Raw genomic sequence first — 19774 nt, forward strand, 5'->3', positions numbered from 1 at the left:
AGTGACTCCAGCCCCGCGACCGGCGAGACCTACTGGCCCGGACGCTCCCCGTCCATGGTCGGGACCTGCGGCGGAGGCTCGTAGGTGGCCCCCTCGTGGTCGTAGGGAGCCGGAGCGTCCTTGCGGGGACGCCGGGGGCGCCGCCCGCGCCCGTTCATGACCACCGCCGCCAGCAGCATCAGCACGCCGCCGCCCGCCGCACTCGCCACCCCCATCCCGAGGCCGGAACCGTCCGCGTTGACGGCGATGCCGTCCGCCGCCTGCCCCTGGCGGACCATCCACAGCACGGTGAAGCCGAGCACGACCAGCCCCGCCAGCGCCACCAGGAACCGGGACCGCAGGAACACCGCGATCAGGACCACGACGGCCGCGAAAACGAACGGCAGCAGCAGGGAACCGACGAGCGACGCCTTGACGTCTGTGATCCCGTTGAAGAGGTCTTCGATGCGGTAGTCACGACCGTGCCGACCGTCGTTCCAGGCCCGGAAGGGGCTCCATACGGCGGCCGTCGCGCCGGCGAGCGCAAGGACCGCACCGAGGGCGTTTCTGACCATCTCGGGCTCCTCGTGTCGAGTTCTGCGAGGGGTTTTGTGAGGGTCTGCGGAGCTTCGACGCTACGCCCGGTGTTCGGGACACGCCATGTGACAGGCGCTGCTAGGGTGTCATGCACTCGCCCTTACGGGATCTTTATTTATGGCGACTCCTGCCAGAGTCGTCCGATTTCGGTACATCCCATGACGTCTCATCTCGCTTCACATCAACGGGGGTTGGAAGCATGAAGCTCCGCCATGTCCGCGCAGTGGCCGTATTCGGCATAGCCGTCGTCGCGCTCACCGGAGCCCGTGGCTCCCACGGTGGCAGCTGCGGCGGAGGCTCCAGCCACGGCGGCTCGTCCAGCAGCTCCAGCAGCAGCGGGGGCAGCGACTCCAGCAGCTCCAGCTCCTCATCGGGCGGCGACTACCAGGCGTCCACGGGTGGCTACGACGGCAGCAGCTCCAGCTCCTCCACCACGGGCGGCAGCTCGGACAGCTCCAGCTCGTCCAGCTCCAGCAGCACCGGCGGCTCGGTCCCCGGCGTGAGCGGCGGCGGCAGCAACGCGGCCAACCGCGACCTGCGCATCTCCGACTGCAAGTACGACCCGTCGCGCGGCATGCTCGCCACCATCACCGCCACGAACAGCAGCTCGTCGAGCACCTACACCTACAACTTCACGGTGCGCTTCACCAACCAGGGCTCCACCGTGGGCTCCCGCACCACCAGCATCGTCGCCGTCGCCCCGGGCCAGTCCCGCTCCGTCGACGTCTCCACCGTGTACGTGAAGAAGTCCACCGAGACCCTCTCGGGCCGCTGCGAGGTCAAGTACCCGACCCGCACCAGCTCCTGAGCCGTACGTCCCACCGGGGGCCCGGCCGGGTGCGCACCACGCACCCGGCCGGGCCCCTCGCCCGTCCGCCCAGGAGCGGGCGGCACGCTTCAGCCCGCCAGGTTCGCCCGTACGAGCGCGAGCAGATCGCCCTCCGCCATGCCCGCCTCCCAGGCGAACGATCGAAGCTCAGCGCATCCGGAAGTCGGCCCCCCGCTTCCCGAACAGCTCCGCCTGCCGCTCCGCCGGAAGATTCCCCAGCGCGATCAACTGCGGCGCCTGCGCGTACGCCTGCGCCCGCGCCCCCTCCTTCGTCGCCCACACCGCCCGGACCGTCCCCTGCACGGCCTCCGTCGGGTACCCGGCGATCACCTCCGCCGAGCGCACGGCCGCCTCCAACTCGCCCCCGTCAGGGGTGAGTTCCGAGACGAACCCCACCTCGTAGGCCCGCCGTGCCGACATCCGCTCGGCCGTCCCCATCAGCGCCGTCCTGGCCACTTCCCCGTACGGCATCCGCTGCGCGAGCAGCGCGGTCTCGTGCGCGCTGACCATGCCGTACGTCGTGTGCGGATCGAAGAAGGTCGCGCCCTCGCCCGCCACCACGAACTCCGCCTCGCCCAGCAGGTAGAACGCCCCGCCGCACGCCATCCCGCGCACCGCCGCGATCACCGGCTTCCACAGGTCGTTCGCCTTCGGGCCGATGGTGAGGAGCGGATCGTCGACGGAGTACGGGGAAGAGGGCTGCGGGACGTCCACCGAGCGGTCGATCCCGGTGCAGAAGGCCCGCGCCCCCGCGCCGGTCAGGACGGCCGCCCGCACGGTCTCGTCGAAGCGCAACTCCCGCCAGGTGGAGGCGAGTTCAGCTGCCATCGGCAGATCGATCGCGTTCAGCTTCGCCTCGCGGTCCAGCGTGACGACCGCGACCCCGGTGCCCTTGTCGCGGTCCACTCGTACGCTTCCTGCGCTTTCTGTGCTGCGCACGCTCATGGCCGCTCCAGCAGCCAGCGCGGGACCGTCGTCCCGTCCGGCAGTTCGCTGAACGCCACCCGCACCCGCGCCCCGATCCGCAGCCGCCCCGGATCGACCGAGTCGAGCGCCGCGTCCGCTGAGGCGACGATGTTGCCGACGAGCCGGATGCGCGGGGCGTCCGCCAGCTCCACGATCACCGCGTTGTACGGGGCCTGTGCCGCGTAGGCGGGCAGGAGGGGCGGATGGGGCACGACGTACGACCAGATCGTGCCGCGCCCGCTCATCAGCCGCCACGTCGAGGCGAAGGAGTGGCAGTGCGGGCAGCACGGGCGGGGCGGGAAGCGCAGCTCGCCGCAGTCGGCCTCGGCGCAGGACTGGACGCGGAGCTCGCCCTGGGCGGCGTACTCCCAGAAGGGGGCCCCGTCGGCGTCGACGGCGGGGGAGAGGAGGCCGGTCGCGGAGTCCGTCGAGTTCGGCAAGGGGCTCAACTCCTCAGGAGCAGTGCGGAAGTCGGCACGCCCTCGCCCGCCGTGACCAGGCAGGTGGAGGCGTCGGGGACCTGGGCGGTGGAGGTGCCTCGGAGCTGCTTGACGCCCTCGTTGATGAGGTTGAAGCCGTGGACGTACGCCTCGCTGAGGCCGCCGCCGCCCGTGTTGATGGGCAGCCTCCCGCCGCTCTCCAGCGCCCCGCCCTCCGTGAAGGCGGCCCCTTCGCCGCGCCCGCAGAAGCCGTACCCCTCCAGGGAGAGCGGGATGAGAGGCGTGAACGCGTCGTATATCTGCGCCACGTCCACGTCGTCCGGCCCGAAGTCGGCCTGTTTCCACAGGTGTCGGGCGGCGGTCCAGGCAGGCCCGGTCAGCGGGTCGTCGTTCCAGTAGTTGACCATGCCGTGGTGCTGGGCGGGCAGGCCCTGGGCGACGGAGTGCACGTACACGGGCTTCCTTCGGCAGTCACGGGCCCGCTCCGCGCTGACGATCACGCACGCCAACGCGCCGTCCGTCTCCAGGCAGTTGTCGAAGAGGCAGAGGGGTTCGCTGATCCAGCGGGCGTTCATGTACATGTCCCGGGTCAGGGGGCGCTCGTACATCATGGCGGCGGGATTCTGGTTCGCCCGGTTGCGGCAGGCGAGGGCGACGTTGAAGAGGTGGTCGCGGGTCGCGCCGTACTCGTGCAGGTAGCGGCGGGCGAGCATGCCGATCTCGTCGGCGGGGCGCAGGAGGCCGAAGGGGCGGGTCCACTGGGCGGGGGTGGGAAGCTGAACCGCCTTATTCTTCCAGGGCCTTGGCCCGCTCCCGCGCTTCCGCGAACGCCAGGCGACCCCGACGCTCGCCTGCCCGGTCGCTATCGCGGAGGCGAGGTGGCCGACGGTCGCGCACGAACCGCCGCCCCCGAAGCCCACTTTGGAGAAGAAGGTGAGGTCCCCGGTGCCGACAGCCTTCGCGACCTCGACCTCGTCCGTCTCCTCCATGGTGTACGAGGCGAAGCCGTCGACCTCGGCAGGGTCGATTCCCGCGTCGTCGAGTGCGGCGAGGATCGCCCGGCAGGCCAACTCCTTCTCGCTCTGCGGGAGTTGTTTGGCAAATGCGGTCTGCCCTATCCCGACTATCGCAGTCGCGTCCTTGAGTGCTGCTGGCATGCTTCCCGGCCCCCTCCGCGATCGTCCTGACTGCTGACAGCGCGACAGGCTACAGCTAATCTGACGGATAGTCAGCTAGTGGTGTGGGAGGGCTTCCGATGCAGTTCGACGACGCACAGGACGACGGGACAGCAGGGGCCGAGGGCCGAGGCGGCACCACCGAGATGCCCTGGCGCACGGTCCCCGAACTGGTACGGCACGCCGCCGAGCGGTACGGCGAGCGGGAGGCGGTCGTCGAAGGCCGCACTCGCATTTCCTACGCCGAACTCGGCGAGCGCGTCGAACGCGCGGCGGCGGCCTGCCTCGCCCGGGGCGTCCAGTGCGGCGACCGGGTGGCCATCTGGGCCCCGAACACGCTCGACTGGATCGTCTCCGCCCTCGGCGCGGTGACCGCCGGAGCGGTCCTCGTCCCCCTCAACACCCGCTTCAAGGGCGCCGAGGCGGCCTACGTCCTCGACCAGTCCCGCGCCAAGCTCCTCTTCATCACGGGCACCTTCCTCGGCACCTCGTACGTCGCCTCTCTCCGCCGCGCGACCGCCGAGGGCCCGGCAACCGGTCCGCTCCCCGCCCTCCCGCACCTCACCGACGTCGTCGTCCTCTCCGACGACGCGGCCCCTTCCACCTTCCTGACCTGGAAGGACTTCCTGGCAGGCGGTGAATCGGTGAGCGGCGCCGCAGTCCGCGCCCGCGCGACGGAGATCTCCGCGTCGGCCCCCTCCGACATCGTCTACACCTCGGGCACCACGGGCCGTCCCAAGGGCGCGGTCATCACCCACACCCAGACCCTGCGCGCCTACGACATCTGGGCCGACCTGGCGGGCCTCCGCGAAGGCGACCGCTACTTGATCGTCAACCCCTTCTTCCACACCTTCGGCTACAAGGCGGGGATCATCGCCTGCCTCACCCGGGGCGCGACGATGATCCCGCAGCCCGTCTTCAACGTGGACACGGTCCTCGCCAACATCGCCGCCGAACGCATCTCCGTCCTCCCCGGCCCCCCGACCCTCCACCAGTCCCTCCTGGACCACCCCTCCCGCGGATCCCACGACCTCACGGCCCTCCGCCTGGTCGTGACCGGCGCGGCGGTCGTCCCCCTCCAACTCGTCGAACGCCTCCGTTCCGAACTCCGCATCGCGACGGTCCTCACCGCGTACGGCCTCTCGGAGGCGTCCGGCATCGTGACGATGTGCCGCCGGGGCGACGCCCCTTCCACCATCGCCACGACCTCCGGACGGGCCATCCCCGGCACCGAGGTACGGGTCGAGGCCCCCCCAGGTGAACCGGGAGAAGTGCTGGTCAGAGGCTTCAACGTGATGAGCGGCTACTTCGAGGACCCGTCCGCCACGGCCGCCTCCCGCACCCCGGACGGCTGGCTCCGCACGGGCGACGTCGGGGTCCTGGACCCCTCCGGAAACCTCCGCATCACGGACCGCATCAAGGACATGTTCATCGTCGGCGGCTTCAACGCCTACCCCGCCGAGATCGAACAGCTCCTGGGCCTGCACCCGTCGGTCGCGGACGTCGCGGTCATCGGCATCCCGGACCCCCGCCTGGGCGAGGTCGGCAAGGCGTACGTCGTCCGCCGCCCCTCCGCCACCACGCTGACCTCGGACGACGTGATCGCGTGGGCCCGCCGCGAAATGGCCAACTACAAGGTCCCGAGGGAGGTCGAATTCGTGGCGGAGCTGCCGAGGAACGCGAGCGGAAAGGTGGTGAAGGGGGAGCTGCGGGGGCGGGTCCTACCCGAGCCCTGAGCCCTGAGCCCCCAGCCCTCAGTCCTCCGCCAGTGCCCGCCGTGCCTCGCCCTGCACCGCACCGATCTCCTCCATCGCCGACCGCCACTCCGCCGATCCCGGGCCGGCCGCCCGTACCGCGCGTTCCGCGTCCCGCAGTCGCTTCGCCGCCTCCGGAATGCGGGCTGTCTCCACTGCCACCGCCCAGCTGTCCAGGAACGACGTGAGCGGGGACAGGCGGCCCGTGCGTGCGGCCGAGGAGAGGGCCTCCTCCATCTGGCGTTCCATCTCGGGAAGCTGAGAGGGCATGAGCCGCGCCACCGCCGCGCGCAGGGCGGCCGTCGTGCGGTCCGGGCGGGGGAGGAGGGGTTCCGAGGCGGGCGAAGGGTGGCGCTGGGCGGTCATTCCGGTCCTTCCGAGGCAGTCTCGTACGGGAGGAGGGCGGAACGGGGGCGCGGGTTGCCTCACTTTCGTACCCATTTGACCTGCGGATACGACGCCGAGGCGGGCCCGGCCCGGGAAACCAGACGGCCGCGGCGGCTCCCCCTCCGCGCCGCCGCGGCCGATCCCCGTGCAGGAAGGTCTTAGTTGGCCGGTTCCGACGTGGCGTGCATGTCGTCGGTCTTGGCGGGCTCCGACGTGGCGTGCATGTCCTTGGCCGCGACCGGTTCCGACGTGGCGTGCATGTCGTCGGTCTTGGCGGGCTCCGACGTGGCGTGCATATCGAGCGGCTTGATGTCGGCCTCGGTCTTCTTGGCGTCGCTCATGAGGTGCTCCCGTTGTGTCCGTGCTTGGCAGGTGGGCGGAGCCCGCCCGGTCGTTCCCCCGTGGACGGCAAGACGGGCTCCTGATCAGGGACGTTCACGATAGTGAGGGCCCCCGGGCTCGGTCCCGCCTGCCCCCCGACGCGACGGATCCGATGGAAAGGAGCATGCCGGACGGCGATAAACGAATGATGAACGCCCGGGTCCGCCCGGGTCCGGGGCAGGGCGAGACCGGAACCGTCCGGACCTTCAGGCCGACCTGGACTTCGGCCCGAGTACCAGCTTCCTGCGCACGGCATCGGCCTCCGGCGCATCCGCCGTATCGAAAATGGCGAGTGCCTCACGCCAGCACACCTGGGCCCGGCCGCTCTGCCCCACTTCGTCGAGGGCGTCGCCCAGTGTCGTGAGCACCTGGCCGCGCCGCCACTCGCCGCCGATGCCACGCAGGACGTTCAGAGCCTGTTCTGCCTTTGTCGCCGCCTGGGCGGGCTGCTCTTCGGTCAGGTCGACCTCGGCAAGGCGGAACAGGGTCATGCCTTCCCAGAGCCGTTGGCGGCTGTTCCGGAATACTTCGAGGGCCTCGACAAGGCAAGTCTGGGCTGCTGCGCGCTGTCCGTCCTGGGCGAGTGCCAGACCGAGCGCGTAACGGCCGTTGGCCCCGCGCAAGGAATGCCCCATCCCGTCATAGATGTCAGTCCCCTGCTGTGCGAGCGACACGGCACTGCTGGTGCGGCCGGTCGCCAGGTGGATGCGCGAGAGGTTGCACAGCGCGCTGGCCTCGCCGGGGCGGTCGTCGATGCTGCGGAAGTTGGCGATGGCAGCGGTGAGATGGGTCTCGCCGTCCTGGTGCCTGTTCTGGTAGAGCGCCATGATGCCGCGCGCGTTGGGGGCCCAGCAGGTGGGCAGCGGGTCCCCGGCGTCACTGGCTAGCTGCATGGCCTGTTCGGCCTCCTGCTCGGCCTGCGCAAAGCGCCCCGAGGTGTGGTGTACATCGGCCAGGGCCACCAGAGCCCGCCCCTCGGCACGACCGTCGGAGTGTGCGCGTGCCGCCGTGCGCAAGGACTGGGCCGTCGACTCGTACTCCCTCGCGTTGGCCCCCGACTCCCCCAGGTCCAGCGCCGCCCACAGCAGATCCACCGCCCGCCGCACCGTCCCCGCCTCGGTCGACTGACGTACGCACGCCAGCAGCGGACCCGCCTCCCGGTACAGCCAGTCCTGTGCCGCGTGCCGGTCGGTGAAGACCAGGCCGGTGCGGTCGGACGGCTCCAGGTGATCCACCAACCGATCCCCCGGCCGCTCCAGTGCGTACACCCCCGCCGCCGTCGCCAGATAGAAGTCCAGCAGCCGCGACAGCGCCGCCCCCCGCTCCTCCTCCGGCTGCTCGTCCCGCTCCGCGCACGCACGCGCGTAGAGCCGTACGAGGTCGTGGAAGCGGTAGCGGCCGGGGGAGGCCGATTCCAGCAACGACGTGTCGACGAGGGCCTCCAGCAGGTCCTCCGCGTCGTAAAGGGGCCGGTCCAGTACGGCGGCGGCCGCCGCGAGGGAGATGTCCGGGCCGTCGGCCAGGCCCAGCAGGCGGAAGGCGCGGGCCTGGGCGGGTTCGAGCTGGCCGTAACCCAGCTCGAAGGTGGCCTTGACGGCCAGGTCGCCCGCCTGGAGCTCGTCGAGCCTGCGCCGCGAGTCCGCGAGCTTCGCGGCGAGGACCGAGACCGTCCACGTGCGGCGCGAGGCGAGGCGTGCGGCGGCGATGCGGATGGCGAGGGGGAGGAATCCGCACGCGCCGACCACGTCGAGCGCGGCCTCGCGTTCGGCGGCGACGCGCTCCTCGCCGACGATGCGCGTGAAGAGCTGGAGCGCTTCCTCGGGGGACATCACGTCGAGGTCCACCAGGTGCGCGCCCGCCAGGTCGACCATGCGCGTACGGGCCGTGATGAGCGCCGCGCAGCCCGGCGTGCCGGGGAGCAGGGGCCTGACCTGCGAGGCGTCGCGGGCGTTGTCGAGGAGGACGAGGACGCGGCGGCCGTCGAGGGTGGAGCGGTAGAGGGCCGCGCGTTCGTCGAGGGAGTCAGGGATGGCGGTGTCCGGGGTGCCCAGCGCGCGGAGGAAGGCACCGAGGACGGTTTCGGGTTCGGCGGGGCGGGAGCCCGCGCCCTGGAGGTCGATGTACAGCTGGCCGTCCGGGAAGTGCGGGCGTGCGGCGTGGGCGACGTGCACGGCGAGGGTCGTCTTGCCCACGCCGCCGATTCCGGCGAGGGCGGAGACCGCCATCACGCTGGTCTCGGCCTGTGCGAGCTGCTCGCCGAGTTCGCGTACGAAGGAGGTGCGGCCGGTGAAGTCCGGTACGGAGGCGGGGAGTTGGGCGGGCCGGACAAGGGCGGGGGCCGCTGCCGTCGGGCTCTCGACCGGCTGGGCGAGTTCCTCGTCGGCCTCCAGGATGCGCTGCTGGAGGCGGGACAGCTCGGGGCGCGGGTCGACGCCGAGTTCGTCGGCCAGCAGCCTCCTGGTGTCCGCGTACACGGCGAGCGCCTCGGCCTGCCGCCCGCAGCGGTACAGGGCCAGCATCAGCAGCTCGCGCAGGCGCTCCCGCAGCGGGTGGGCGGCCGTCAGCGCGGTCAGCTCCGACACCGCCTCCGCGTGGCAGCCGACCTCCAGGTCCAGGTCGAGCCGGGTCTCCGTGAGCTGGAGCCGCCACTCCTCCAGCCGCGCCCGCTGCGAGTCCGCGTACGGTCCGGGTACGGAGGCCAGCGCCTCGCCGTCCCACAGCCCGAGCGCCTTCGCGAGCAGGGCGCGCGCCTCGCAGCGGTCGCCGCCCGCCCGTGCCTTGTCCGCGTCGGCCGCCAGCTCCCGCACCACGGACAGGTCGAGCGCCCCGGGCGCGGGCCGGATCGCGTACCCGCCCGCCGCGCTGACCAGCACGTCCGCACCGAGCGCCTTGCGCAGGCGGGAGGCGTACGTACGGATCGCCGCGAGTGCCTGCGAGGGCGGCTCCACGCCCCACACCCCGTCGATGAGTTCGGCGGCGGTGGCGGTGCGGCCCTCACGCAGCAGCAGCAGCGCGAGGAGGGCGCGCTGCTGCGGGGAACCGGCCGGGACGGGCTCGCCGCCGCGCCACGAACGGACCGGGCCGAGGATGCTGAAGCGCAGGTCGGGGGTGGTGTGGGGAGTGGCCTCGCCCGGTACGCCGCCGCCCGGTATGCCGTCCATCGCACTCCTCCTGCCGGTACTTCCCGTAGCGCCCTTGTTGCAGCCCTTGTTGACAGTGCCAGTTTGCCCTGTCCATGCCGAGCGCGTCAGCACGCAAACCTCAGAGGAACCTCAAGAATGCGGGCGGAAAGTGCGGTAGCCCCGGTACGTCCAGCCACCTGACGGATCGTCAGATCGACGGTACCGTGACGATCGATGGAGCCCGGTGCGGTGACGAACAGGGAGACGTACGACATGGAAGACATGGACGACACGGCAACCTTCCCGAAGATCATCTCGGTGGACGACCACACGGTGGAGCCCCCCGGCGTCTGGCAGGACCGCCTTCCCGCCAAGTACCGGGACATCGGCCCGCGCATCGTCCGTGCGCCCCTGAAGGAAATGACCTTCCTGGGCGGCAAGTTCGCCCCGGTCATGGGCGAGAAGGGCGACGAGGGCCCGATAGGTGACTGGTGGGTGTACGAGGACCTGCACCGGCCGCTCACCCGGCTCGACACGGCCGTCGGCTACGACAGGGACGAGATCAAGCTCGAAGTCATCACGTACGAGCAGATGCGCCCGGGATCCTTCTCCGTCCCCGACCGCCTCGCCGACATGGACGTCAACCACGTCCAGTCCGCCCTCTGCTTCCCGACCTTCCCCCGCTTCTGCGGCCAGACCTTCACGGAGGCGCCGGACCGGGAGCTGGGCCTCCTCGGGGTGCGGGCGTACAACGACTGGATGGTGGAGGAGTGGTGCGGCCCCGAAGCCCACGGCCGCCTCATCCCCCTCACCCTCGTCCCCCTCTGGGACGCGGAACTGGCCGCCGCCGAGGTCCGCCGCAACGCGGCCCGGGGCGTCCGCGCGGTCGCCTTCTCCGAGATACCCCCGCACCTCGGCCTCCCCTCCATCCACACGGACGACTGGGACCCCTTCCTCGCCGCCTGCGCGGAGACCGGCACCGTCATCGCGATGCACATCGGCTCCTCCTCGAAGATGCCCTCCACCTCGGCGGACGCACCGCCCGCCGTCGGTTCGACCATCACCTTCGCCAACTGCTGCTTCTCGATGGTGGACTGGCTGATGAGCGGGAAGTTCGAGCGGTTCCCGGGCCTGAAGATCATGTACGCGGAGGGCCAGATCGGGTGGATCCCGTACATCCTGGAACGCGCGGACGTGGTCTGGGAGGAGAACCGGGGCTGGGGCGGAGTCGCCGACAAGGTCCACCGCCCCCCGTCCGAGCTCTTCGCCGAGCACGTCTACGGCTGCTTCTTCGACGACGCGTTCGGCCTGAAGAACCTCGACTCGATCGGCGTCGGCAACGTCCTGTACGAGACGGACTACCCGCACTCGGACTCGACCTGGCCGAAGTCGAAGGAGGTCGGGGAGTCCCAGATGGGGCATCTGGACGCGGACGTGGTGGAACGGATCGTGCGGGGCAACGCGATCGAGCTGCTGGGGCTGACGGGCGAGGGCCTGTGGCCGGGTAAGTAAGCAGGGCGCCCGGCCGGGCAGAGGGCGGGGGCGCGACCAGGTGGGGGCGCGACCAGGGGAGTGGGTGCGACCAGGGAGGGGCTGCACCGCTCCCACCAGCGGAAATTCGCGCGACGCGCCCCTCCCCGTCCCGCATCATGAGCCCATGTCCAGAGAGAACACCCTCCGCACCGCCGCCGCCGAACTGGCCGCAGGCGACCTCGCGAGCGCGCTCGCGGCCCGTCAGCGCCTGACGGGACTCCTGGGCACGTACCCCACCGACCTGGAGGTACGGGAACGCCTCGCCGCCGCCCACCGGCTGCTCGGCGACCCCGCCCAGGCGGGCCGCTGGAACTACCTCTCCCCGGACGCCGACCCCACCGAGACGGCAGCCTTCGAGCGGGCCTTCCCCACCGCCCTGGAACGCGCCCGCGCCCTCCGCTGGCCCCTCCCCGAGCAGGACGCGCCCACCCCGTCGGCCTCCGCCCGCCTCCTCGCCCTGCGCACGCTGGCCGAGGAGGAGACGGACGGCCCGCTCTCCTGGGAGGCGCTGCGGAAGCGCCCTGGGGACGCCGGGGACGAGGCACCTCCGAAGGGGGCGGTCATGGTCGGGCTGGTGTTCGCCGCGGTACTGCTGCTGGCCCTGACCTGCCTGGTGTGGGGCGGGGTGGCGCTGGTGGGCTCCCTGATCTCCCTGTTCTAGGAGCGGGCACGGGTACGGAGGTACCGGGAGCCCCTCAGGTGGGAGCAGGGGCCCCAAGTCGACGTCTGGGCAACCCTCTTGCCCAGACACGCTCACCATCGAGTGAGATGCCGGGCCCCTCCTCGCCGGGCCGCCATCGTGTGCTCCGTGATCACAACTCATCCCCGTCGCCGGACCGCCTTCCTGCCGTCCGCCGCACTGGCCCTGACCGCCCTGCTCGCCGCCCCGTCGGCAGCCGCCGCTCCCGCTCCCGCACCCGCCGCCGCGACCTATCGCGTCGCCGCCCCGCCCGCCTGTCCGCAGGTCTACGACCCGATGGCGGCGGCGGTGGACAAGACCGTGGAGTTCGGGCGGATCACTCCGAAGCCGTTCGTGCGGAAGACCTGCGGGACGCTCTACCGGGTCGACGGGCGGGGGCCCGACGTCGTCTTCGTGGAGGGGTTCCGGCCCAAGGAGGCCGTGAACGGGCAGTACGACGTCGAGAAGTACGTCCTCAAGAACCAGCCGTCGCCCTTCGTCTCCACGACGTACGACCACGACCTCTTCAAGCAGTGGGTGAAGTGGATGAAGGGCGGGGCCTTCAACTACTACATCGACGCGCCCGGCGGCATCGACGTCAACAAGACCATCGGTGACACGCACAAGTACGCCGACCAGGTCGAGGTCGCCTTCCCCGGCGGGATCAGGGCCGAGTTCGTCGTCGGCGTCTGCCCGGTCGACAAGGAGACCCGGACCGAGATCATGTCGGCCTGCAAGAGCAACCCCAAGTACCGCGCCCCTGAGGCTGTCTGAGTCGTACCCGCTCGCCCGACGGCACCCCGGGGCCGACTGCCTCCCGGCGGCACGCACGAAAACCTATCGCGGCCGCAGTAGACATCCGCCGTTGATGTGGTTATGGTTTCTCTTGTAGCCGAGATCAAGCAAGGCCCGGCAGGGACGAACTGCCGGGCAGCGGTACCAGCAGTACGCAGGACGGTGCGGTGGCGGAGTTTCGAAGCCAGGTTGTGTGCAGTACGGCGACGGGACTGGCGACCGGACCGGGCGGCCCGCAGTGATCAGGGGCTGCCGTAGTTGGTACGCAGCAGTGAATGCAGTACGCGGTACCCCGGTGAAGGCGTTGGCTGCGGACGCACGCACCGGGAGGTTCGGCAGTGGGGTTCTAAGCCAGAGCGGATGCAGGAAGGGCGACGGGGCTGGCTGCCGAAGGGCGGTGCTGTCACAGGCCGCCGAGCAGTTCGCAGTACAAAGCAGTAACAGCAGTACAAGCGGTAACAGCAGTACACGCAGTTCGCAGTACCCCCGCAGTGCGCAGTTCCCAGCAGTACAAGCAGTAAGTCCCAAGAGGGAGAACGGAGGAGCTGGACGCCATCAGGATCGCCCGGGTGGGAGAGAGATCGCCCGGGTACCGCAGGACATCGCGATAGTGAGGTGGTCTCCGGTCAAGCAACCGCGATCCCCGCAGCCCCGACAGCAGTCAGGTCGGGCACGTGGAAAAATGAGATCGGCGCAGTACCAAGGCCGACAGATGGTGTAGCAAGTTCCTTCGGGGCCCTGGTGCCAAATGGCACCAGGGCCCCTCCATGCGTTGCCCAGAGAGGTGCAAATGACAGTAGACGACTCGTTCGGCCGTCTTGACGACGATGATTACCCCGCCTACACCATGGGCCGGGCCGCCGCGCTGCTCGGCACCACGCAGGGGTTCCTGCGTGCCATCGGCGAAGCCCGTTTGATCACCCCGCTCCGGTCCGAGGGCGGCCACCGCCGCTACTCCCGCTACCAGTTGCGCATCGCCGCACGCGCCCGGGAACTCGTCGACCAGGGCACCCCCATCGAGGCCGCCTGCCGCATCATCATCCTGGAAGACCAGCTCGAAGAGGCCCAGCGGATCAACGCCGAGTTCCGGCGTGCCGCCGAGGCGGAGAAGTCGACTCCCTCCGGCTGAAGCGGTGGACGGGCGGCAGAGGTACGGAGCGCGGGGCGGTGCGGCAGTGGTGCCGCCCCGCCCCGACGTGTGAACTCTGCACCCGGGGCGGGCCAATTTCTACGGCCGCTGAAAGAGGGTTCAATACGGCGCGCAGGCAGCGTATTGAGTACGCCGGACCGCGTGGAATCCATCGCAGGGTAGGCGGCAACTGCCGCATGCTACTGTCGATGCCAGTTGCACTCGTGGCTCTATATCTCCGGGTGAGGCGTCAGCGCGCGACCCGGTATCCGTGAATTGCGGGTTTCGGCGTACTGCCCAAAGGGAGACCTGATATGGCGTCCGGCACTGTGAAGTGGTTCAACGCGGCCAGGGGATTCGGCTTCATCGAGCAGGACGCCGACGGTGCCGACGTGTTCGCTCACTACTCGAACATCGCTGGTCAGGGCGTTGATGTGCTGTTGGTCGAGGGGCAGAAGGTCACCTTCGACATCCTGCACGGCCAGAAGGGTCCGATGGCTGAGAACATCGTCCCTTCGGAGCGCTGACACCCACCGCGCGGGCCGAGGAGCAGGGGTAATTCCCGCCCTTTTCCCATTCCCTGAATCTCTCGTAATGTCGCAGACTTCGCCCATTCCCGAGTTCCTGGGAATGGGCTCTTTGGAATGGCGTCCTGGGGATGGGCTCGCAGGTAATTCGTGCTTTGAGGGTGTCGGCCGGAATGGCCGAATTTTCCCATGGTCTCTGGTATTCCTGCGGTGCCGTGAAGAGACATCGCCCGTCGGCCGACGTCTCAGGGCCTCCTGATCGCCGCGAGGATGCCCGCCGCGCCCTGCTCCAGCAGGTCTGCGGCGACGTACGCGCCGAGTTTCGCGGGGGCGTCGGACGGGCCTGACGCGGACGCGGTGACCTGCTGTGTTCCGTCCAGGGAAGTGACCGTGCCGGACAGGTGCAGCAGGCCGTCCTCGGTGAGGCGGCCCCAGGCGCCGACCGGCACCGAGCAGCCCCCGTGGAGCTCGGCGAGCAGTGCGCGTTCGGCCCGTACGCACGCGTCGACGCCGGGGTCGCCCGTCCCGGCGAGGAGGCGGGCGGCGGGGGAGCCGGTCCGGACCTGGATGCCGAGGGCGCCCTGTCCGGGGGACGGGGGGAAGGCCAGCGGGTCCAGGACCTCGTGGGTGTCGGGGAGGAGACCGAGCCGGTTCAGGCCCGCGGCGGCCAGGACCACGGCGTCGAGTCCGTCGCGGCCGCCGGTCTTCGCGAGGCGGCCCGGTACGTTGCCCCGGATCGGGACGACGTCGAGGTCCGGGCGCAGGGCGAGGAGCTGGGCGATCCGGCGCGGGGCGCCGGTGCCGACCCGGGCGCCTTCGCGGAGGCCGTCGAGGGTGGAGCCGCACAGGACGTCCCGTACGTCTTCGCGCGGTCCCGGGGTGAGGAGGAGGGCCGTGCCGGGCGACACGCTGGTCGGGAGGTCCTTGAGGGAGTGGACGACGACGTCGACGCGGCCGGAGACGAGGGCGGCCTCCTGGTTGGTGGAGAAGGCCGAACCGCCGGACGCCTTGGCGACCTCGGCGAGGGTCGGGGTGACGCGGTCCTGGTCGCCGCCTTCGAGGATGACCTCCCGCTTGAAGCTCACGCCGGGGAACCGTTCGGCGAGGGGCGCGAGCCACTCGGAGACCTGGGTGCGCGCGAGCTTGCTCGCCCGGGACCCGATGCGGATCACGTCGTCGGTCATGCGGTCAACTCCTTGCTGATGCGCGGGTGTTGACCGGCCACCCTAGTTGCACCGGATGGGTGCGGATTCCGACAGATTGTCATCAAGAGGGAGGGCGGCCTCGGGGACGGGCACGCCGTGGCCCTCCCCGGTGACGACCCGGAACGGGAGTCAGCCCCGGGCCGGAACCCGCAGGCGGTCGACCGCCGTGCTCGCCGTGTACTCCGTCTCGCCCGCCGCGATCCGGCCGTCCAGCTCCGCGACCGTACGGTCGAAGTGGTCCGCGCGGACTCCCGCCTCGCGGGCCGCGTCGCCCATGTTCCGGGCGGCGGCCCGTACCAGGTCGAGGGTCTGGGAGTACGCGGGAGGGCCGGAGGAGTCGATGTCCGCCGCCATCAGCGGGACCATGCCCAGCATGCTCGTCAGCCAGGTGACCAGGTGCGGGGCGAAGTCCGACGCGGTGGTGCCCTTGTGCGAGGTGGCCACCGCCGTCGCGTGGAAGAAGCCCGCGAACATCATGTCCATGCCGCTCAGCAGGGCGAGGTCGTAGAGGGACGCGACGTCGACCTCCGGGCCCAGGTAGTGCGGGGTGCCGAGGACGGAGAGCGTGGTGCGGTGCTCGTCGAAGGGGTCCTGGGCACCGCTGTAGAAGAGGAATGCCTCGGGGGTGGCGATCTGGTGGGGGACCGCCATGATGCCGCCGTCGACGTACCGCGCGCCGAGAGCCAGGGCCCAGGACTCCGTCTCGCGGGCCTGGGCGGGGGAGCCGTTGGTGAGGCTGACGAGCGTACGGCCGTGGAGGGCGCCGGCGGCGGGTTCCAGGAGGGCGCGCTGGGTGTCGTAGTCCAGCAGGCAGGCGATCGTGAGGGGGCCGGCCTCCAGGGCCTCGCGGACGGAAGGCGCCAGGAGCGCGCCGCGTTCGACCAGGGGAGCCGCCTTGGCGGCGGTGCGGTTCCAGACGGTGACCCGGTGGCCCGCCGTGAGGAGCGCGTCGGCGAGGGCGTAACCCATCAGGCCGAGGCCCAGGACGGTGACGGGGGGCTTGGTGGCGGAGGGTGCGGCGGGGGACGCGGACATGGCGGAGCTGCCTTTCGTAAGGGGGTGAGGCGGGCCCGAGTGGGCTGCTTCCAGCTTCGGGGCGTGCGTCCCCGCGCTCAAGTACGCACTAAAAGGTGGGTGGTCCGCGCGGAGGGGGGAACCTTCGCGCGGCGGGGAGCGGATCGGCCTCGTCCGGGTACACGAGAGGGAGAGCCGAACGACGGGGAGAACCACGAGGAGTGCGCATGAGTGACGGGACGGTCGTCCTGCTGGTGCTGGCGGGGCTCGCGGTCCTGGCGATGATCGTGGTCGCCGTGATCCTGCTGGTCAAGATGGTGCAGGCCCGGAAACTGTTGACGGAGGCCGGGATTCCGGTCGAGAACAAGGTGCTGTTCTGGGGGGCCGTGGCGTATCTGGTCAGCCCGGTGGACCTACTGCCCGATCCGGTGTTGTTGGACGACATCGGGATCCTGCTGATCGCGCTGCGGTCGCTGTACGCGGCTGCCGAGAAGGCGGGCGTGGGACGCAAGCGGCGGGAGCCCGTGCCGGTCGAGCGGGCCGACTGGTCAGTGAAGTAGGACGAGTTTCGGGAGTGCCCCCGGCCGGAGTGCCGGTCGGGGGCAGCAGCGGTGATGTCGGCGGGCGCGGCGCGGTGCGGTGCGGTGCGGGTCAGGTGGCGGCGCGTTCGCCGGTCGGTGCGGGTCAGGCGGCGATGCGTTCGCCGGTCGGTGTGGGTCAGGCGGCTATGCGTTCGCCGGTCGGTTCCGCGACCACGATCTGGACGTGCGACGGCGCGTACTTCCGGGCCTTCGCCAGCATCTTCGTCAGGTCGAACTTCTCGCGCGCCACGGCGACGTGCAGCGGGGCGGGCATCGCCGGGTTCTGCGGCGGAAGGGCGGCGTTCGCGGGGAGCGCGGCACCGGGGCGCAGGCGCACGCCGAGCAGGGCCTGGGGGCTGTTCGGCGGGGTGGCGACCACGAACTGGGTGATCTCCGTCCACGGGAGCGTCACGCCGCCGACCTGCGCGCCCGCCGGGTTGAACTGGAACGCCGTCCGGCGGCCCTCGAACCAGGAAATGATGAACGGGACCGCCGCGACGATCACCACCCCGCCCTGCATCTCCAGGGCCCAGCCGAGCAGCACCGCGAGTGCGAAGACGGCGACGATCGAGCCCCAGAGGCCCGCCTGGTCCTTGCCGGAGAAGGGGTGGGTGACGCGGTACCGCTCCCAGCGGGCGGTGCGGCGGGTGGGCCCTGCGGGCTGTCCTGGCTGTGTCATGCGGGGGACTCCTCGACGTGTGTCGGGCGGCATGGGGGAAGTGTTCGTCGACGAGGACGCAGCGGGCGAAGTCTGCGGTTGCAGAAGGGAGTTGTGAGAGCGGTGGTGCGGCAAAGGGCGGTGCGCGACCCCTTGTCTGACTGGGCGTCAGCTATGACGATGGGCCAGTCGTCGAGTCTGTGACGACCCGTCAGATCAGGGGGTCTTCTCATGGTGCGGGTCCTGCCCGAAGGACGGCTGTCGTACGGGATGCAGCTGCCCGTCCAGTCGCAGAGCGTGATCTATGCGGAGGGGTGGGAGGCCGAGGCGGGACCGGCCGAGCTCGTCGACGTGGCACGTGCCGCCGACCGGAACGGCTTCGCGTACATCGCCGTGTGCGACCACGTCGCCATCCCGAGGCGGCTGGCCGACGCGATGAGCACGGTCTGGTACGACCCCGTGGCGACCCTCGCCCATCTCGCCGCCGTCACCGAGCGCGTACAACTGCTGAGCCATGTGGCCGTGGTGGGGCTCCGGCATCCACTGGCCGCCGCGAAGCAGTACGCGACCCTCGACCGGCTGAGCGGGGGGCGGCTGATCCTCGGCGTCGGCGCCGGGCACGTCGAGGAGGAGTTCGACGCGCTCGGGGTCGACTTCGCGGGGCGCGGCGCTTTGCTGGACGAGTCGATCGACGCGCTGCGGGCGGCGCTCGGGCCCGAGGAGTTCCCGGAGTTCGCAGGGGAGCGGTACGCGTTCAGCGGGCTCGGGCAGAAGCCTCGGCCCGCGCGGGAGCGGGTGCCCGTGTGGGTGGGCGGGTCTTCGCCCGCTGCCGTACGGCGGGCCGCCGTACGGGGGGACGGGTGGCTTCCGCAGGGGGATCCGCGCGACAGGCTGCCGGGCCAGATCGAGAAGCTGAAGCGGCTGCGGGCCGAGGCGGGGGTCGAGCGGCCGATCGAGATCGGGGCCATCGTCGAGCCGCTGTACGTCGGCGACGCGGGCTGGGAGGTCGGGCGGCGGACGCTGACCGGCAAACCGGACGCCATCGCCGAGTCGCTGCGGGCGTACCGGGCGATGGGCGTGCACCAGATCCAGGTGCGGTTCCGGAGCCGGGGCGTGGACGAACTCACGGACCAGATGGCGGCGTTCGCCGCGGAAGTGGCTCCGCTGCTCCCGTAGCGAGGGCCTCGTGCGGAATCCGAAGGGGTGTGCAGGGCATGGGCAAGCTGGACGGGCGCGTCGTCATCGTCACCGGTGCGGCGCGCGGGCAGGGCGAGCAGGAGGCGCGGCTCTTCGCGAAGGAAGGGGCGAAGGTCGTGATCGGGGACGTACTGGATGAACAAGGGGAGTCGCTGGCGAAGGAGTTGGGGGAGGGCGTGGCGCTGTACGTCCATCTGGACGTGGGGCGGGAGGAGGACTGGACGGCGGCCGTGGCCGCCGCCAAGGACGCCTTCGGGAAGATCGACGGGCTGGTCAACAACGCGGGGATCCTGCGGTTCAACGAGCTGGTGAACACGCCGCTGGAGGAGTTCCAGCAGATCATCCAGGTCAATCAGGTGGGTGCGTTCCTCGGGATACGCAGCGTCGCGCCCGAGATCGAGGCGGCCGGGGGCGGCACCATCGTCAACACCGCCTCGTACACGGCGATGACGGGCATGGCGTACGTGGGCGCGTACGCGGCGACCAAGCACGCGATCCTCGGGCTCACCCGGGTCGCGGCGATGGAGCTGGCGGCGAAGGGGATACGGGTGAATGCCGTGTGTCCGGGGGCGGTTGACACGGCGATGACCAATCCGGCGGCGCTGGATCCGACGGCCGACCCCGAGGAGACGGCGGCCGGGGTGGCGGAGCTCTACAAGAAGCTCGTGCCGCTCGGGCGGATCGGGCGGCCGGAGGAGGTCGCGGCGCTGGCGCTGTTCCTGACGTCCGAGGACTCCTCGTACATCACCGGGCAGCCGTTCGTGGTGGACGGCGGATGGCTGGCGGGGGTCTCCATTATCTGATGGGTCGTCAGTATTGACGGTGT

Annotated in this window: 20 protein-coding genes; 10 read left to right on the forward strand and 10 right to left on the reverse strand. The window is 70.9% G+C overall.

Annotated features, from left to right (window positions below):
• Positions 1-29: 29 nt before the first annotated feature.
• Positions 30-554 carry a hypothetical protein gene (locus OG897_RS03675; RefSeq protein ID WP_266652823.1) on the reverse strand — a complete coding sequence of 175 codons (525 nt, stop codon included), beginning with the start codon at positions 552-554 and terminating at the stop codon, positions 30-32.
• A 221-nt stretch (positions 555-775) separates the two neighbouring features.
• Between OG897_RS03675 and OG897_RS03680 the strand changes: the two genes are divergently transcribed.
• Complete coding sequence (locus OG897_RS03680) at positions 776-1384, forward strand: hypothetical protein (RefSeq protein WP_266652824.1); 609 nt, start codon at positions 776-778, stop codon at positions 1382-1384.
• A 168-nt stretch (positions 1385-1552) separates the two neighbouring features.
• Here OG897_RS03680 and OG897_RS03685 read toward each other — a convergent pair whose 3' ends face one another.
• Genes OG897_RS03685 through OG897_RS03695 form a run of 3 tightly spaced genes read right to left on the reverse strand, consistent with a single transcriptional unit; the run spans position 1553 to position 3968 of the window.
• Positions 1553-2350 carry an enoyl-CoA hydratase/isomerase family protein gene (locus tag OG897_RS03685; RefSeq protein WP_266652826.1) on the reverse strand — a complete coding sequence of 266 codons (798 nt, stop codon included), beginning with the start codon at positions 2348-2350 and terminating at the stop codon, positions 1553-1555.
• Positions 2347-2811, reverse strand: a complete 465-nt coding sequence (locus OG897_RS03690; protein WP_266652827.1) for a Zn-ribbon domain-containing OB-fold protein — start codon at positions 2809-2811, stop codon at positions 2347-2349. Before OG897_RS03690 ends, OG897_RS03685 begins: the two co-directional genes overlap by 4 nt.
• A 5-nt stretch (positions 2812-2816) precedes the next feature.
• A complete protein-coding gene (locus tag OG897_RS03695; RefSeq protein WP_266652829.1) occupies positions 2817-3968 on the reverse strand; it encodes a lipid-transfer protein in 1152 nt (383 codons plus the stop codon).
• A gap of 164 nt (positions 3969-4132) precedes the next feature.
• Between OG897_RS03695 and OG897_RS03700 the strand changes: the two genes are divergently transcribed.
• Positions 4133-5722 (forward strand): FadD3 family acyl-CoA ligase, encoded by a 1590-nt coding sequence (locus OG897_RS03700; protein ID WP_266656547.1) that lies wholly within the window; start codon positions 4133-4135, stop codon positions 5720-5722.
• 18 nt (positions 5723-5740) lie between these two features.
• Here the strand turns inward: OG897_RS03700 and OG897_RS03705 are convergent, their stop codons facing one another.
• From OG897_RS03705 to OG897_RS03715, 3 genes are all read right to left on the reverse strand, one after another.
• The gene (locus OG897_RS03705; protein WP_266652831.1) at positions 5741-6106 is read right to left on the reverse strand and encodes a DUF6247 family protein; all 366 of its coding nucleotides are present in this window, start codon (positions 6104-6106) and stop codon (positions 5741-5743) included.
• A gap of 179 nt (positions 6107-6285) precedes the next feature.
• Positions 6286-6468, reverse strand: a complete 183-nt coding sequence (locus OG897_RS03710) for a hypothetical protein (protein WP_266652832.1) — start codon at positions 6466-6468, stop codon at positions 6286-6288.
• Between the two features lie 246 nt (positions 6469-6714).
• Positions 6715-9669, reverse strand: a complete 2955-nt coding sequence (locus OG897_RS03715; protein WP_266652834.1) for a BTAD domain-containing putative transcriptional regulator — start codon at positions 9667-9669, stop codon at positions 6715-6717.
• A gap of 243 nt (positions 9670-9912) precedes the next feature.
• Here OG897_RS03715 and OG897_RS03720 point away from each other — a divergent pair, with 243 nt between their 5' ends.
• From OG897_RS03720 to OG897_RS03740, 5 genes are all read left to right on the forward strand, one after another.
• Entirely contained in the window at positions 9913-11142 is a 1230-nt protein-coding gene (locus OG897_RS03720; RefSeq protein ID WP_266656549.1) for an amidohydrolase family protein, read from the forward strand.
• 145 nt (positions 11143-11287) lie between these two features.
• Positions 11288-11824 (forward strand): DUF6584 family protein, encoded by a 537-nt coding sequence (locus tag OG897_RS03725; RefSeq protein ID WP_266652836.1) that lies wholly within the window; start codon positions 11288-11290, stop codon positions 11822-11824.
• Positions 11825-11971: 147 nt separating this feature from the next.
• Positions 11972-12616 (forward strand): ADP-ribosyltransferase, encoded by a 645-nt coding sequence (locus tag OG897_RS03730; RefSeq protein WP_323187980.1) that lies wholly within the window; start codon positions 11972-11974, stop codon positions 12614-12616.
• Positions 12617-13427: 811 nt separating this feature from the next.
• Positions 13428-13766, forward strand: coding sequence for a MerR family transcriptional regulator (locus tag OG897_RS03735; RefSeq protein WP_266652840.1), 339 nt, complete (start codon positions 13428-13430; stop codon positions 13764-13766).
• A 314-nt stretch (positions 13767-14080) separates the two neighbouring features.
• The gene (locus tag OG897_RS03740; protein WP_266652842.1) at positions 14081-14293 is read left to right on the forward strand and encodes a cold-shock protein; all 213 of its coding nucleotides are present in this window, start codon (positions 14081-14083) and stop codon (positions 14291-14293) included.
• A gap of 245 nt (positions 14294-14538) precedes the next feature.
• Here OG897_RS03740 and hemC read toward each other — a convergent pair whose 3' ends face one another.
• The gene (hemC, locus tag OG897_RS03745) at positions 14539-15477 is read right to left on the reverse strand and encodes a hydroxymethylbilane synthase (RefSeq protein WP_266652844.1); all 939 of its coding nucleotides are present in this window, start codon (positions 15475-15477) and stop codon (positions 14539-14541) included.
• Positions 15478-15627: 150 nt separating this feature from the next.
• Positions 15628-16533, reverse strand: a complete 906-nt coding sequence (locus OG897_RS03750; RefSeq protein ID WP_266652846.1) for an NAD(P)-dependent oxidoreductase — start codon at positions 16531-16533, stop codon at positions 15628-15630.
• A 206-nt stretch (positions 16534-16739) separates the two neighbouring features.
• On the opposite strand from OG897_RS03750, the gene OG897_RS03755 reads away from it, so the two are divergent.
• A complete protein-coding gene (locus OG897_RS03755) occupies positions 16740-17072 on the forward strand; it encodes a YkvA family protein (RefSeq protein WP_266652848.1) in 333 nt (110 codons plus the stop codon).
• Positions 17073-17229: 157 nt separating this feature from the next.
• Here OG897_RS03755 and OG897_RS03760 read toward each other — a convergent pair whose 3' ends face one another.
• Positions 17230-17772, reverse strand: a complete 543-nt coding sequence (locus OG897_RS03760) for a hypothetical protein (protein ID WP_266652850.1) — start codon at positions 17770-17772, stop codon at positions 17230-17232.
• 210 nt (positions 17773-17982) lie between these two features.
• Between OG897_RS03760 and OG897_RS03765 the strand changes: the two genes are divergently transcribed.
• Positions 17983-18927: a TIGR03619 family F420-dependent LLM class oxidoreductase gene (locus tag OG897_RS03765; protein ID WP_266652852.1), complete on the forward strand. Its 945-nt coding sequence runs from the start codon at positions 17983-17985 to the stop codon at positions 18925-18927.
• A gap of 38 nt (positions 18928-18965) precedes the next feature.
• A complete protein-coding gene (locus tag OG897_RS03770) occupies positions 18966-19751 on the forward strand; it encodes an SDR family NAD(P)-dependent oxidoreductase (RefSeq protein WP_266652854.1) in 786 nt (261 codons plus the stop codon).
• Positions 19752-19774 lie beyond the last annotated feature (23 nt).

Source organism: Streptomyces sp. NBC_00237 (genome assembly GCF_026342435.1).
Lineage (GTDB): Bacteria > Actinomycetota > Actinomycetes > Streptomycetales > Streptomycetaceae > Streptomyces.

Excerpts from the sequence above, each read along its gene's own strand:
- OG897_RS03675 (WP_266652823.1), bottom strand. The coding sequence starts at position 554 with ATGGTCAGAAACGCCCTCGGTGCGGTCCTTGCGCTCGCCGGCGCGACG.
- OG897_RS03680 (WP_266652824.1), top strand. The coding sequence starts at position 776 with ATGAAGCTCCGCCATGTCCGCGCAGTGGCCGTATTCGGCATAGCCGTC.
- OG897_RS03685 (WP_266652826.1), bottom strand. The coding sequence starts at position 2,350 with ATGAGCGTGCGCAGCACAGAAAGCGCAGGAAGCGTACGAGTGGACCGC.
- OG897_RS03695 (WP_266652829.1), bottom strand. The coding sequence starts at position 3,968 with ATGCCAGCAGCACTCAAGGACGCGACTGCGATAGTCGGGATAGGGCAG.
- OG897_RS03700 (WP_266656547.1), top strand. The coding sequence starts at position 4,133 with ATGCCCTGGCGCACGGTCCCCGAACTGGTACGGCACGCCGCCGAGCGG.
- OG897_RS03705 (WP_266652831.1), bottom strand. The coding sequence starts at position 6,106 with ATGACCGCCCAGCGCCACCCTTCGCCCGCCTCGGAACCCCTCCTCCCC.
- OG897_RS03710 (WP_266652832.1), bottom strand. The coding sequence starts at position 6,468 with ATGAGCGACGCCAAGAAGACCGAGGCCGACATCAAGCCGCTCGATATG.
- OG897_RS03715 (WP_266652834.1), bottom strand. The coding sequence starts at position 9,669 with ATGGACGGCATACCGGGCGGCGGCGTACCGGGCGAGGCCACTCCCCAC.
- OG897_RS03720 (WP_266656549.1), top strand. The coding sequence starts at position 9,913 with ATGGACGACACGGCAACCTTCCCGAAGATCATCTCGGTGGACGACCAC.
- OG897_RS03725 (WP_266652836.1), top strand. The coding sequence starts at position 11,288 with ATGTCCAGAGAGAACACCCTCCGCACCGCCGCCGCCGAACTGGCCGCA.
- OG897_RS03735 (WP_266652840.1), top strand. The coding sequence starts at position 13,428 with ATGACAGTAGACGACTCGTTCGGCCGTCTTGACGACGATGATTACCCC.
- OG897_RS03740 (WP_266652842.1), top strand. The coding sequence starts at position 14,081 with ATGGCGTCCGGCACTGTGAAGTGGTTCAACGCGGCCAGGGGATTCGGC.
- hemC (WP_266652844.1), bottom strand. The coding sequence starts at position 15,477 with ATGACCGACGACGTGATCCGCATCGGGTCCCGGGCGAGCAAGCTCGCG.
- OG897_RS03750 (WP_266652846.1), bottom strand. The coding sequence starts at position 16,533 with ATGTCCGCGTCCCCCGCCGCACCCTCCGCCACCAAGCCCCCCGTCACC.
- OG897_RS03755 (WP_266652848.1), top strand. The coding sequence starts at position 16,740 with ATGAGTGACGGGACGGTCGTCCTGCTGGTGCTGGCGGGGCTCGCGGTC.
- OG897_RS03760 (WP_266652850.1), bottom strand. The coding sequence starts at position 17,772 with ATGACACAGCCAGGACAGCCCGCAGGGCCCACCCGCCGCACCGCCCGC.
- OG897_RS03765 (WP_266652852.1), top strand. The coding sequence starts at position 17,983 with ATGGTGCGGGTCCTGCCCGAAGGACGGCTGTCGTACGGGATGCAGCTG.
- OG897_RS03770 (WP_266652854.1), top strand. The coding sequence starts at position 18,966 with ATGGGCAAGCTGGACGGGCGCGTCGTCATCGTCACCGGTGCGGCGCGC.